Source organism: Streptomyces sp. NRRL WC-3549 (genome assembly GCF_000721935.1).
In the GTDB taxonomy this organism is placed as follows: Bacteria; Actinomycetota; Actinomycetes; order Streptomycetales; family Streptomycetaceae; genus Streptomyces.
In genome coordinates, this window is sequence record NZ_KL585414.1 from 14,697 (window position 1) to 26,870 (window position 12,174).

Annotated in this window: 10 protein-coding genes and 2 pseudogenes; 4 read left to right on the forward strand and 8 right to left on the reverse strand. The window is 71.5% G+C overall.

Annotated elements, in window-relative coordinates; genetic code table 11:
- Nucleotides 1-601: pseudogene (locus IH13_RS38030) on the reverse strand (nucleotide disphospho-sugar-binding domain-containing protein); the annotation flags it as partial.
- Nucleotides 602-793: 192 nt separating this feature from the next.
- The gene (locus IH13_RS0121295) at nucleotides 794-1,957 is read right to left on the reverse strand and encodes a macrolide family glycosyltransferase (RefSeq protein ID WP_031086794.1); all 1,164 of its coding nucleotides are present in this window, start codon (nucleotides 1,955-1,957) and stop codon (nucleotides 794-796) included.
- Between the two features lie 210 nt (nucleotides 1,958-2,167).
- On the opposite strand from IH13_RS0121295, the gene IH13_RS0121300 reads away from it, so the two are divergent.
- Both IH13_RS0121300 and IH13_RS39755 read left to right on the forward strand, forming a co-directional pair.
- The gene (locus IH13_RS0121300; RefSeq protein ID WP_031086796.1) at nucleotides 2,168-2,965 is read left to right on the forward strand and encodes an FkbM family methyltransferase; all 798 of its coding nucleotides are present in this window, start codon (nucleotides 2,168-2,170) and stop codon (nucleotides 2,963-2,965) included.
- Between the two features lie 66 nt (nucleotides 2,966-3,031).
- Nucleotides 3,032-4,228 carry a class I SAM-dependent methyltransferase gene (locus tag IH13_RS39755; protein ID WP_158791250.1) on the forward strand — a complete coding sequence of 399 codons (1,197 nt, stop codon included), beginning with the start codon at nucleotides 3,032-3,034 and terminating at the stop codon, nucleotides 4,226-4,228.
- A 24-nt stretch (nucleotides 4,229-4,252) separates the two neighbouring features.
- Here the strand turns inward: IH13_RS39755 and IH13_RS0121310 are convergent, their stop codons facing one another.
- From IH13_RS0121310 to IH13_RS0121335, 6 genes are read right to left on the reverse strand one after another with little or no spacing between them, the layout of a single operon-like run.
- Nucleotides 4,253-5,221: a Gfo/Idh/MocA family protein gene (locus tag IH13_RS0121310; protein ID WP_234433343.1), complete on the reverse strand. Its 969-nt coding sequence runs from the start codon at nucleotides 5,219-5,221 to the stop codon at nucleotides 4,253-4,255.
- A 4-nt stretch (nucleotides 5,222-5,225) separates the two neighbouring features.
- On the reverse strand, nucleotides 5,226-6,203 hold the full coding sequence (locus tag IH13_RS0121315; RefSeq protein WP_031086800.1) for an NAD-dependent epimerase/dehydratase family protein: 978 nt from the start codon (nucleotides 6,201-6,203) through the stop codon (nucleotides 5,226-5,228).
- On the reverse strand, nucleotides 6,190-6,795 hold the full coding sequence (locus tag IH13_RS0121320; protein ID WP_031086801.1) for a dTDP-4-dehydrorhamnose 3,5-epimerase family protein: 606 nt from the start codon (nucleotides 6,793-6,795) through the stop codon (nucleotides 6,190-6,192). The genes IH13_RS0121315 and IH13_RS0121320 overlap by 14 nt, the downstream gene beginning before the upstream one ends.
- On the reverse strand, nucleotides 6,792-7,535 hold the full coding sequence (locus tag IH13_RS0121325; RefSeq protein ID WP_031086802.1) for a class I SAM-dependent methyltransferase: 744 nt from the start codon (nucleotides 7,533-7,535) through the stop codon (nucleotides 6,792-6,794). The genes IH13_RS0121320 and IH13_RS0121325 overlap by 4 nt, the downstream gene beginning before the upstream one ends.
- A 23-nt stretch (nucleotides 7,536-7,558) precedes the next feature.
- Entirely contained in the window at nucleotides 7,559-8,683 is a 1,125-nt protein-coding gene (locus tag IH13_RS0121330; RefSeq protein ID WP_031086803.1) for a DegT/DnrJ/EryC1/StrS family aminotransferase, read from the reverse strand.
- On the reverse strand, nucleotides 8,680-10,038 hold the full coding sequence (locus tag IH13_RS0121335; protein WP_031086804.1) for an NDP-hexose 2,3-dehydratase family protein: 1,359 nt from the start codon (nucleotides 10,036-10,038) through the stop codon (nucleotides 8,680-8,682). The genes IH13_RS0121330 and IH13_RS0121335 overlap by 4 nt, the downstream gene beginning before the upstream one ends.
- Nucleotides 10,039-10,261: 223 nt before the next feature.
- Between IH13_RS0121335 and IH13_RS0121340 the strand changes: the two genes are divergently transcribed.
- Both IH13_RS0121340 and IH13_RS39760 read left to right on the forward strand, forming a co-directional pair.
- Entirely contained in the window at nucleotides 10,262-11,443 is a 1,182-nt protein-coding gene (locus IH13_RS0121340) for a serine hydrolase domain-containing protein (RefSeq protein ID WP_031086806.1), read from the forward strand.
- Nucleotides 11,444-11,534: 91 nt separating this feature from the next.
- Nucleotides 11,535-12,174, forward strand: a pseudogene (locus IH13_RS39760) (glycosyl transferase); the annotation flags it as partial.

A 12,174-nucleotide genomic window follows, 5' to 3' on the forward strand; every position in this document is an offset into this window, starting at 1 on the left:
GGCAGCCGGCCCTGACGCCGGGCGCGTCGGCGCGGAGGCGCTCGGCGACGGCCTGCGGGGCGGCGACGGCCACCTCCACGTCCAGGCCGGCGATGCTGTCGACGAGTTCCCGTAGGTAGGCGACCTCGTCGTCCTGGGAGACCCGGCTGCCGGCGGTCACACAGACCCGTGGTCGCGGCCCCCGGCGGTACGTCCACGGCTCCAGTGCCCGTTGCTCGTTGTAGGGGACGAACCTCATGTCCTGACGCGGCCCCGGCGCGGGGTCGCGCAGGCTGGGCGGGCAGATGTCGACCCACAGGTCGGTCGAAGGGACGCCGTCCAGGCCCAGGAGCTGCAGTTCGGGAGCGAGTTCGGCGTCGGCACCCCGGTCGATGCCGGGCGGCTCCCCCAGGTCCCAGGTGTGCCGGACCGACGGGATGCCGAGTTCCGCGGCGAGCAGCGGAGCCGCGTAGCAGAGGGAGCCGCCGACGACCAGGTCGGGCGGCCAGTCGGCGGCGAGTGCGCGCAGGCCGGCTCGCGGTGGCGAGCCTGCCGAAGCCGCGGCCGTTGAAGAAGAGCCGCTCCGCGGGGTCCGCCGGCAAGGTGAGCCGCTGCCCGTCACGGTCGCGGAACATGAACCGGAGCATGGTGCCGTCGGTGACGGGCACTGCGGGCAGGCCCACGGAGGTGACGAAGGGTGCCATCTCCTCGGTGGTGGCGACCAGGACGTCGTAGCCGGACAGCCGGGCCTGCACGGCGAGCGGCGCGACGGCGAAGACCGTCGCGGGGCTTCCGCCAGTGACGAACAGAATCCTCATCGCACGTACGCTTCCAAGAGGTCGGCGCCGCGCGCCGCGCCGTCGGGACCCTCGTTCAACCGACGGGACAGGTCGTCCACTGCCCGGCGGACCCTTGCATCGCCGGCGACCGAGGTGACGGCGGCGAGGATGCCGTCCGCCGACATGTCAGTGAGGATCCTGCCCAGACCGAGTTCCTCGACGCGCCGGGCGTTGGCCAGCTGCTCCGGCACCTGTGCGGCGGAGACCATCGGGACCCCGCAGTACACGGCTCCCATCGTGGAGCCCATGCCGTTGTGGGTGAGGAAGACCTCGGCCTGCCGCAGGACGGCGAGCTGGGGCAGGTGCGGGTGGATGTCGAAGTTCGGCGGTACGGGCCGCCGCCCGAGGTCGACCTTGCCGCCGACGGCCATCACGACCTGCCAGTCGGTGCCCGAGAACGCGTCCATGCAGTGGCCGAAGAACTCCGGCCGGTCGTTCCAGATCGTACCGAGCGCGATGTACAGCAGGGGGGCGTCGGGGTCCTTCGGCCGGTACGCGCCCTCATGGGCACGATCGCCGATGCCGGGGCCGATGAAGTGGAACGTCTCGTCGAACCCGTCGGCGCCGGTCTGGAACTCCGCCGGGACGAAGACCAGGTTCAGCGGAGCCGGTTCGGCGGCGCTCAGCTCCTCGTACACGCCGTAGGAGGCGAAGAAGTCCATGGACTCCCGCTGGGCCCGGACCAGCGGCGGATAGGTGGGGTCGAGGGGCTCCGACATCAGGAGGTCGTACAGGGACGACTCGTCGCTCGTCGCCATCGTGGGGATGAGGTAGGCGTACGGCACCGACAGCGTCTCGGCGAGCAGCCGCCCGTTGTAGTCGAGCTGGTCGGTGCAGACGAGGTCGGGCTCGTCGCCCCGGAAGTACTCCATCAGGACCGGCATGGACGCGCGGCGCTCGTCGAGCCCGATCCGGAGCACCTGCGTCAGGCTCTCGGTGGTGAAGTGCTCGGTCATCGGAGGGTCCTGGAGCTCCGTGGGCAGCACGATCGGGTCGGCCCCGGCCTCCTTGACGAGGTGCGCGAGCCCCGGCCCGACCGCGAAGCTGACGCGGTGCCCTCGCCGGACCAGTTCCCGCACCAGCGGCAACGGGGGCAGGACGTGTCCGTAGGCGTTCGGGGTAAGGAAAGCCACATGCATGTGTCGTGTCCTCCACAACCTTGACGTGCTGTCGGCACCGCGTGCTCCACCGGGGCATCCGCACCGAGGATGTGCGCGGGGGCTCGAAAACCGCTCGACGCCCTGTGGAGGCGTCGGCGGGGAGGGCCGCGAGGCGGGGTCGAGTCGCTCGATAGCGCGGGGCGGCACAGTCGGCGGGCGGAAGCGGTCCTCGACGAAAGGTGACGCACGATGACGGACACGGTCCCGGGCTCCCGACAGCATGCCCCCGAGACGTACACCCTGCCGGACGGGCGCGTGCTGCACTGTCTGAACGAGGAGACCACGAAGATCGTCTGGTACGAGGTCTCCACCAGCATCTACCTCAACGAGCTGCAGAAGCTGCGGGCGGGCGACACGCTGGTCGACATCGGTGCCCACGTCGGTCTGAGCTCGCTGTTCGTCGCCGACCAGGTGCCCGGAGTGCGGGTCGTCGCCTGTGAACCCGCAGCCCCCACCTTCGCCTGTCTGGCGCGCAACTTCGCCGATCACCTGCCGGGCGGCACCGCGGTCAACAAGGCGGTCGCGGACGTCCCGGGCACGGCCGAGTTCACCTTCTACCCGGCCGACGAGACCATGGCGACCCTGGAGGTCGACGAGAAGGACGACCGGCGCAACATCGACGCCGTGCTCACCAACCTCGGTCTGCCGCAGGAGGAGCGGGATGCCTACTGGGACGGCTTCCGCAGCCGGGTGGAGACCTACCGGGTACCCGTGACCACGGTGTCCGAGCTGATCGCGGAGCACGGCCTCGCCTCGGTGGACCTCCTCAAGATCGACGTCGAGCGGTCCGAGCTCGCCGTACTGCGGGGCATCGCAGAGGGCGACTGGCCGAAGGTCCGGAACGTCGCGGTCGAAGTGCACGATGTCCACGGGCGGCTGACCGAGGTGGTGAGCCTGCTGGAGGAGAAGGGCTTCCGGGTGAGCCGGTCACAGCAGGAGGTCTACAGCGGCGGCAGTGTGCACATCGTGCTGGCCCGGCGCCCCTGAGCGGGCGAGCCGTCGTACGCGACGGCTCGAGGCGGGTTATAGCGCGGGCCACCAGCATCGGCCGGTATGACTGCCAATCGGGAACTACACGATCTGCGTCGGCTCATCCTCGCCGCGGAGGGTGACGCCGGTCCTGTCCTCCACGAGCTCGGCGTGGCACGGGCGGCCGGCCTGGTCATCGGCGAACTCGTCGACCGGGCGGACCTCGACGAGGTTCCGGGGTCGGAACGCGCTCCGATCACCGTACGGTTCGACCTCGCCTTCGAGGGCAACGTCGTGGCGCACCACGTGGTGGCCGGCAAGACGGCCGGTCACCACCCCGGTGCGCCGGAGGCCGCGCACGCCACCGTCACGGTCGACCTCCTGGAACTGGTGCGCGCCGTCTACGGCGGGTGGCGCTCCGCCGGCTGCCAGAACCTGCGCATCGTCTGGAACGACCTGGAGGACGTCGAGGCGCTCAGCTCCTCCATGCACGTCTTCGACGTGGTGCGGCGCCTCGTGCGGGGCACCACCGAGCAACCCGCTGACCTGGCCGACCTGTCCCTGCGCAACGGCTCGGACAAGTGGGGCCTCCACTACTACACCCCCCACTACGAGCGGCACTTCGCCCCGCTGCGGGACCGTCCGCTGACCATCGTCGAACTCGGCATCGGCGGATACGGCGATCCGGCGGCGGGCGGAGCCTCGCTCCGGATGTGGAAGCGCTACTTCCCCCGGGCGCTCGTCCATGGCGTGGACGTCTTCGACAAGTCCGCGCTGCGCGAACCGCGCATCCACACCATCCAGGGCGACCTTTCCGACCCGGAGTTCCTGACGTCCCTCGGCGAGCGCATCGGCCCCATCGACATCGTGATCGACGACGGCAGCCACTACTGCCCCGACGTCATCACCACCTTCCGTACGCTCTTCCCCCTGGTGCGGCCCGGTGGTCTGTACGTGGTGGAAGACCTCCAGACCTCGTACTGGGCCGGGTACGGCGGCAGCTCGCGCCGTCGCGACGATCCGGCCACCAGCATGGGCTACCTGAAGCGGCTCGTGGACGGACTCGCGTACGAGGACCAGGAGGAGGGCGGCGTCGCACCGGACGAGGTGACCCGCACCCTCACGGGCGCGCACTTCTACCGCAGCATGGCCGTCTTCGACAAGGGGGTGAACGCAGAGGGCCCCAGCCCCTCGTGGATCCCCCGGACGCTGATGAGCCACGAGGAGATGACACGGGTGGACTGGGGTGGGGACGGCCTGCGGGCGACCGACGAGGGATGACGCGGGACCGGGGAGCACGCCCGATCAGGGGGTGCTCCCCGCGCGCTCGCGGATGTCGTGGAGCAGCCCGGCCAGCCTCACACTGCCGTGGGCGTCCGGCGACCGGCCGGCCGCGGCCGCGTCGGCGAAGACCACCAGCGTCGCCGCCACCTGGTCGTACGGCGCCAGCCTCCGTTCCTCCACTCCGCTCCCGGTTTCGAGGCGCAGGACGGGCGCGTGGTCCGCGGGCGGGGTGAACGCGCGATCGACGACGATCCGTCCCCGGGTGCCGGTCAGCTCGTAGGCGGAGCGGTAGGCGTGGTCGAGCCCGAAGCCGAGCTGGACGAGCACGCCCTGCGGCGAGCGCAGGATCGCCGCTCCCGCGGTGTCGACGGCGAATCCGGGGCCGCGCACCAGTGCGGCCGCCACCGGCGTCAGCTCCGGCCCCACCAGGTGCAGCGCCGCCCTCGCCGGGTACACCCCGGTGTCGAGCAGGGCGCCACCGCCGAGGGCCGACTGGTAGCGGATGTCGTCCGGCGCCCGGCGGGGAACGGTGAACTCGGCCCGGAAGAAACGGGGTTCACCGATGGTCCCCTGTTCCATCAGGTCGCGCACGGCCGCGTGCAAGGGGTGGTGGAGGAACATGATGTTCTCCATGAGGGCAAGACCGTGCCGGCGGGCCAGCGCGAACAGCTCCGCCGCCCGTTCCGGGTCGGGGGTCAGCGGCTTCTCCGCCAGGACGTGCTTCCCGGCCCTCAAGGAGGCCTCCACCCAGTCCGCGTGCAGCGCGCAGGGCAGCGGCACGTACACCGCCTGGACACCGGGATCGTCGAGCAGCCCCTGGTAGCCATGGACCGCGCGGCAGCCGTACGGCCGGGCGGCGGCCGCGGCCTTTCCCGCGTCCCGGCTGGCCAGGGCCACCAGCTCCACCCGGGCGGAGCCGGCCATCGCCGGCATCACCCTGCGCACCGCGATGTCCGCGCAGCCCATCACGGCCATCCTCAGCGCGGGCACGGGCTCACCGCGCGGTGGCCAGGGCGGCCACCGTCCGCGCCAGCGCCTCGTCCCACGGCACCAGGGGCCGCCACCCGGTCGCCGCGACGAACGCGGACGGGTCGACGCGCACGCTGCGGAAGTCCGTCCCCTCGGCCTGCGGGGGCGGCGGTACGGAGACGACGGGTACCGGTGGCGCTCCGGTGGCCCGTGCGACGGCGTCGGCGATGTGTCTGAACACCTCGCCCAGGGGCGCGGCCCGCCCCGAACCCACCGGGTAGTGTTGTCGGCCAGCGAGCCGGTCGGCGTGGTCCAGCGCGGCGACGAAGGCCCGCGCCGCGTCCTCGACGTACAGCAGGTCACGGCGGACGGTTCCGTCGTGCCACATGGTGAGGGGCTCGCCGGCGAGCGCGCGGCGGATCATGGTGGAGACCACGCCCCGGTCGTCGGTGGTGGGGGCGGACGGGGCGCCGAACACGGGTGGCAGCCGCAGGCTCGTCGCCCGCAGCCTGCCCTGCCGGGTGGCGTCCTTCAACAGCCGTTCCGCGATGAGCTTCTGCCGGTCGTACACCCCCTCCGGGTGGTCCTCCTCCGTGCCGTCGATACGGTCTCCGGTGATCTTCCCGACCTGGGTGTTGCTGCCGGGGAACACCACGACGGGCGGGGCGCCCCGGCGGGCGGACAACGCGGCGACGAGGTCGCGGACCAGGCCGACGTGCGTCCGCTCGGCGGCGTCGTCGTCCTCGGCGACGCGCCAGCCGGCGGCGCCGCGGATCCGGGCGGCGAACGGAAGGACCGCGTCGGCGTCCGCCACCGCCTCGGCGAGCGCTCCCGGCAGGGTGAGATCGGCCCGGTGGGCCCCGACCCCTTCGGGCACGGTCATCGGGCGGCGGGCCACGGCCCGGACCCGCACCGGCAGTCCGGACAGGATCGTGGTGACGGCGGAGCCGACGAACCCGGACGCGCCGAGCACGACGACGAGCGGTCGGTCAGCCCCGGGCATGGCGGGCCTCCTCGGCTCGGCAGGCGGTGTACTCCGGCAGCAGCCCCGCGTCCAGCGCGGCGGCGAGCGAGGGCGCCTCACGGTCGCGGGCGGACATCACCGGGTCGAGTCCCGCGGGGAGCGCGAGGCCGAGCCCGGGGTCGAACGGGTGGAGCGCGCGTTCCCTGTCCGCCCGGTAGCTCGTCGACAGCAGGTAGACCATCACCGTGTCGTCCTCCAGGGCGACGAACAGGTGGCCCACCCCCACGGGCAGGTACAACGCCGAGGGCTCGGACGGGGACAGTTCCACCGCCTCGGAGCGTCCGAACGTCGGCGAACCGACCCGGACGTCGACCACGATGTCGAGCGCCCGGCCGGCGACGCACTGGACGTACTTGGCCATCGAGCGGGGCAGGGCCGTGAAGTGCACCCCGCGCACCACACCGCGCCGTGACCGGCTGGTGCTGGCCTGGGCCACCGGGAACGGCGCCCGGCCGACCGCGTCCGCGAAGGGGACCTCCTGGAGCGGCGAACAGAACGAACCCCGTTCGTCGTGGAAGACCTCGGGAGTGAACGCGTAGGCGCCCGCGATGCCCAGCTCGCGTACCTTCACGGCGTGCCGCCCCGGTGCGTGGCGACGAAGAGTCCGGTCGTACGGGGCTCGGGCCTCAGGAACTCGGCCCGCAGGCCCGCCCCGTGGAAGGCGGCCTCGTAGGTCCCGCGGTCGAAGAGCGTCATCACATGGGTGTCCGTGAAGTGCTCGATGCCCGTCCGGGTGGCCGCCACGGTGTAGTGCACCTCCATCCGGCTGGTCGAGCCGTCGTGCACCGAGTGGGAGACGCGGGAGATGGTCCGTCCGTCCACGGTGACGACATCGCCGGCCACCCAGCCGGAGAGGAAGTCGTCGGGGAACCACCAGGGTTCCAGGATCAGCACGCCTCCGGGTTCCAGGTGGTCGGCGAGGTTCCGTACCGCCCGGTGGAGGTCCTCGACCGTGGCGAGGTAGCCGACCGAGCTGAACATGCAGGTGACCGCGGCGAAGCGGCGGCCGAGCCGGAAGTCGCGCATGTCTCCCTGGTGGAAGGGCAGGGCGGGGGCGTGGCGCCTCGCGACGGCGAGCATCTCCTCGGAGAGGTCCACGCCGACCGCCTCCCCGAAGGAGCCGGCCAGCTCGCGCAGGTGTGCCCCGGTCCCGCAGGCGACGTCGAGCACGGACGCGGCGTCCGGCCTGCGGGAGGTGACGAGGTCGACCACACGAGCGGCCTCGCCGCGGTAGTCCTTGCCTCGGCCCTGGTAGAAGTCGTGGTAGACGTCCGCGCGCTCGTAGATCACGGTGTCCGCGACGGTGGGCATGGGGTGGCCTTTCGCTCGGGGGTTCACAGGGTGCTCAGGACGTCGCGGAGCGCGGCGATCACCTTCTCCTGGAGCCCCTCCGAGAGGGACGGGTACATCGGGAGGGAGAAGATCCGCTGCGCGAGCCGCTCGGTCACCGGGAGGGAGCCCGGTGGCACGCCCAGGTGCGCGAAGCCGCGCATGGTGTGCACCGGCCAGGGATAGCTGATGTTCAACGAGATGTCGTGCTCCTCGGCGAGCCGCCTGATGATCTCGTCGCGCCGCGGGTGCCTGACGACGTACACGTAGTAGACGTGGTCGTTGCCCTCGGCCACCGCCGGCAGTTCCAGGCCACCTGGCTCGCGGAGATCGGCGAGTCCTTCGGCGTAGCGGTCGGCGATCTCGCGGCGCCGGGCGATGTAGGTGTCCAGCCGGGTCAGCTTGCGCCGCAGGATCTCGGCCTGCACCTCGTCGAGGCGGCTGTTGTGTCCGGGGGTCCGCTCGACGTGGTAGACGTCCTCCATGCCGTAGTAGCGCAGTCGGCGCAGGGCGGCGTCGACGTCGGACGAGGCGGTGAGCACGGCGCCGCCGTCCCCGTAGGCTCCGAGCACCTTCGTCGGGTAGAAGGAGAAGGCGGCGGCCTCGCTCATCGTTCCGGCGAGCCGGCCGCGGTGGCGCGCGCCGTGCGCCTGCGCGCAGTCCTCCACGATGCTCAGTCCGTGGGCGTCGGCGATCCGCCGCAGCGGCTCCATGTCCACGCACTGGCCGTAGAGGTGGACCGGCAGGACGGCCTTGGTGCGCGGGGTGATCGCGGCCTCGACGAGGCGGGTGTCCATGAGGTGGTCCTCGGCCCGGACGTCGACGAAGACGGGGGTGGCTCCGGCGGCGTCGATGGCGACGACCGTGGGCGCGGCGGTGTTGGAGACGGTGATCACCTCGTCACCGCGGCCGATGCCGAGGGCTTCCAGGGCGAGCTGGACGGCGTTGGTACCGTTGTCCACGCCGACGCAGTGCGGCAACCCGTGATGGGCGGCGTACTCGGCCTCGAAGCCGTGCACGCTCTCGCCGAGCACCAGCCGGCCGGAGCCGAAGACCTGCTGGACCGCGTCGAGTATGTCGCCGCGCTCGGCGTCGTATTCGGCGAGGTAGTCCCACACGTAGGTGGTCACCGCTCGTCCTCCTTGTAGAAGCCGAAGAACGTCAGGAGGCTCCTGGCCTCCACGTTCAGGTGGTTGCCGTACCGCACGAACTCGGTGAGCTGGCGCAGCGTCACCCAGGCGAAGTCCTGCGGGACCTCCATGGGGAACGTGTCCGCCACCTCGACCAGCAGGTAGCGGTTCTCGGCGTGGTAGAAGCGGCCGCCCTCCTCGGAGTGGACGCAGTCGAACCGGACCCGCTCGGGCGGTGCGCCGAGGAGCTCGTCGAGGAAGAGCGGCTGGCCGTCGTCCGGGAGCAGGCGGTAGTTGTCGGGCTGGCACTGGACCGTCGGGGCCATCTCCACGCCGTCGAGCGCCCCGGTCTCGGTCCGGGCCTGCATCAGCAGGTGCAGGACTCCGTCGATCCGCCGGGTGAGGAAGCCGATGACGCCCTGGCTGCGGGGCTGGAACATCGGTTGCTGCCAGCCGGTCACCTCCCGGTGGCTGGCCCGTACGTCCACGCCGACGACGGCGAAGTGCTGGCCGCGGTCGTGGACGAGTTCGCCGTCCACCCGGGACCAACCGCTCAGCTTCGCCAGTGGCATGCACTGGCGGGTGAGCGTGCAGCGGCTCTTCGCCTCGGTGAACCAGCTGAGCAGTTCGACGGTGGCGTGCAGGGCGCCTTCCCCGGGGGACCAGGAGCGGGCCATCGCGCCGCGGAAGGTGTCGGCGGTCAGGTCGGCCGGCCGGAACCGCTGCGAGGCGGCGCCGGCGAGGACCGTGCGGGTGTCCATGTTGACGAGGTTGGGCTCCCGCAGCAGCTCGTCGATCTGTTCGAAGCTGAGCCAGCAGAAGTCGTCGAGGACGGGGACGTCCTCGTCGACCTGCACGATCATGTTGCGGTTGCGTTTGGCGAGGAACCACGACGCCTGCTCGGACTGGAGGACGTCGGAGAGGATCCTGCCGCGCCGCGGTGCGGTGAAGTACTCCAGGTACGGCACCGCCTTGCCGCCGTGCACGCCGGTGAAGTTGCTCCGTGTCGCCTGCACGGTGGGCGACATCTGGAGCCCGTTGACGTTTCCCGGTTCCATCTTGATCTGGAGCAGGCAGTGCGGGACGCCGTCGAACTCCCGGACGAGGATGCCCAGCACGCCTCGCTCCGGCTGGACGATGATGGGCTGCTGCCAGGACTCCACGGCGCGCCCCGAGCGGTTCACGTCGAGGCCCTCGACAGTGAAGAACCGGCCGGTGCGATGGACCAGGTTCCCCGAGTCCGAATCGGTTAGCCAGCCGTCGATCTCATCGATGGGGATCTTGCTCGTCCGGTAATCCTGTGCCAGGCGCCGCTCTCGGTACCAGGCATGGAATTCCGCTATTTCGGAGAACAATTGGTCACCTCCTGCGGCGGAAAGTGTGCACTATTCCCTTTCGGACATGCGTACTGCCGAGAAACCGGCAGGGCACGATACTGCCAGAAGTATCGACCCCTTCCCGCCCCCTCATGCGGAATTCCCTTTTCCCGCGAGCGCGCCATTACCCATATTCGAGTGAGCAGCGAGCGGGGTCCCCATGATCGGAGGGGAGACGTCGTGGACTCGGAAGGTGGGCACCGTGCAGGATTTCCCGTGGGCGGGGACGGTCGAGCCGTCCTTCGCCGAGGTCGGCGACGCGTTCCTCGCGAACTTCGCCGCCGGCGCCGAGGTGGGTGCCGGCGTGTGCGTGTACCACAGGGGCAGGCCGGTGGTCGATCTCTGGGGCGGCTTCGCCGACGGGGCGACGACGGACCCGTGGCGGTCGGACACCCTGGCCATCCTGGCCTCGCCCACGAAGGCGCTGGTCACGGGGGCGGCCCTGCTGCTCGTCAGCCGTGGGGTGCTGGACCTGGACGCGCCGGTGGCCGACCACTGGCCGGAGTTCGCCGCCGAGGGCAAGGCCGGGATCACCCTGCGCATGGTGCTCGGCCACCGGTCCGGGGTGGTCTGTCTCGACCACGCCCCCCTGACCGAAGCGTCGTTGCGGGCCCACACCCCCGTCGCCGAGGCGCTGGTGGCCGCCCGGCCGGAATGGGAGCCGGACACCGCCCACGGCTACCACGCCACGACCATCGGCCACCTGGTGAGCGAACTGATCCGGCGCACGACGGGCCTCACCGTGGGCGCGTTCTTCGCCCGCGAGATCGCCGCCCCGCTCGGTCTGGACTGCTACATCGGACTGCCGGATCCCGCCGCAGCCCACCTGGCGACCATGCTGGAGTCCAAGGCCGAGGCGGTCATGGCCGGGGCCGACCCGGGAGACGGGATCACCTTCCTGACCGCCCTCGGCGACCCGGACTCGCTGAGCTACCGCGCGACCATCGGCAGCATGGCGCTGGATCTCGCGCCCGATCCGGTCACGGAGAACCCGTCGTACGACGGGCTGGCGAGCGCGCGTTCGCTCGCCCGCTTCCTCGCCTCGTTCGTCGGCGAGGTCGACGGGTTCCGGCTGACCACCCCCGGGCTCGCCCGCGAGCTGCGCACCGTCCACTCCAGCGGCACCTGTCGTACGACGCTGCTGCCCACCACCTGGGGACTCGGGGTCATGCTGCCCGACGGCCCCCTGTTCCCGGCGTCCGCGGGCCTGGGCACCGCCTTCGGCCTCGGCGGCGCGAACGGCAACTTCACCTTCGCCGACCCGGAGCGGGAGCTCGCCTTCGCCTACGTCCAGAACGCGGGATCCGCGGAGATCGGGCGCATGGACGAAAGGGCTTCCAGGCTCGTCGAGGCGGTTTACCGAAGCGCCGGAGCAACGGTCTGAAGGACCGAAGGAATTCCGCTCCGTCCGGCCCGCCATCGACACCCGCCGAATTCTAGAGATTGCCCGTCAAGCACGCCGAAGGGTTTCGGAGATGCGCATCCTTTTCACGGCCGCGCCCGGATACGGGCTCATGCTGCCGATCGTCCCGCTGGCCTGGGCGGCCCGAGCGGCCGGCCACGAGGTCCTGCTCGCCACCACCGCCTACATGACCAAGGTCGCCGCCGAGTCGGGTCTGCTGGTGGCGGACGTGTTCCCGCAGCGGGACGTCGGCGAGGACCTGGTGGCGGGTGCGGCCGGCCGGCCGCCGGAGGCCGGAGACACTCCGGAGGGGTACTGGGAACTGGTCGACGCGATGCGGCCGTTCGAGCTGTTCGCCTTGGCCATGACCGAGGGCACGGTCGCCGCGGGCCGTGCGTTCCACCCCGATCTCGTCGTGCACTGCTCGGACCACGTGGCGGGCCGGCTCGCCGCGACAGCGCTGGACACACCGGCGCTGGAGGTCGGCAACCGGGTCTCCTGGTCGACGCGTGACGAGGGGTTCCGGCACGGCGGGAACCACGGCACGCGCACCGGACTCGTGGCCGACGACTCCCCCGTGGTCGTCGCCCTGCGCGCACGGCTCGGGCTCGGTGACCGCGAACCCGAGCTGCTCGCCCGGGTCGATCCGCGCGCGCCCAGCATGGGCGGCCTCGCCGGCGAGGAGCCGGACGCCGAGGACGGGGTCCCATGGC

Excerpts from the sequence above, each read along its gene's own strand:
- IH13_RS0121295 (WP_031086794.1), bottom strand. The coding sequence starts at position 1,957 with ATGCATGTGGCTTTCCTTACCCCGAACGCCTACGGACACGTCCTGCCC.
- IH13_RS0121300 (WP_031086796.1), top strand. The coding sequence starts at position 2,168 with ATGACGGACACGGTCCCGGGCTCCCGACAGCATGCCCCCGAGACGTAC.
- IH13_RS39755 (WP_158791250.1), top strand. The coding sequence starts at position 3,032 with ATGACTGCCAATCGGGAACTACACGATCTGCGTCGGCTCATCCTCGCC.
- IH13_RS0121315 (WP_031086800.1), bottom strand. The coding sequence starts at position 6,203 with ATGCCCGGGGCTGACCGACCGCTCGTCGTCGTGCTCGGCGCGTCCGGG.
- IH13_RS0121325 (WP_031086802.1), bottom strand. The coding sequence starts at position 7,535 with ATGCCCACCGTCGCGGACACCGTGATCTACGAGCGCGCGGACGTCTAC.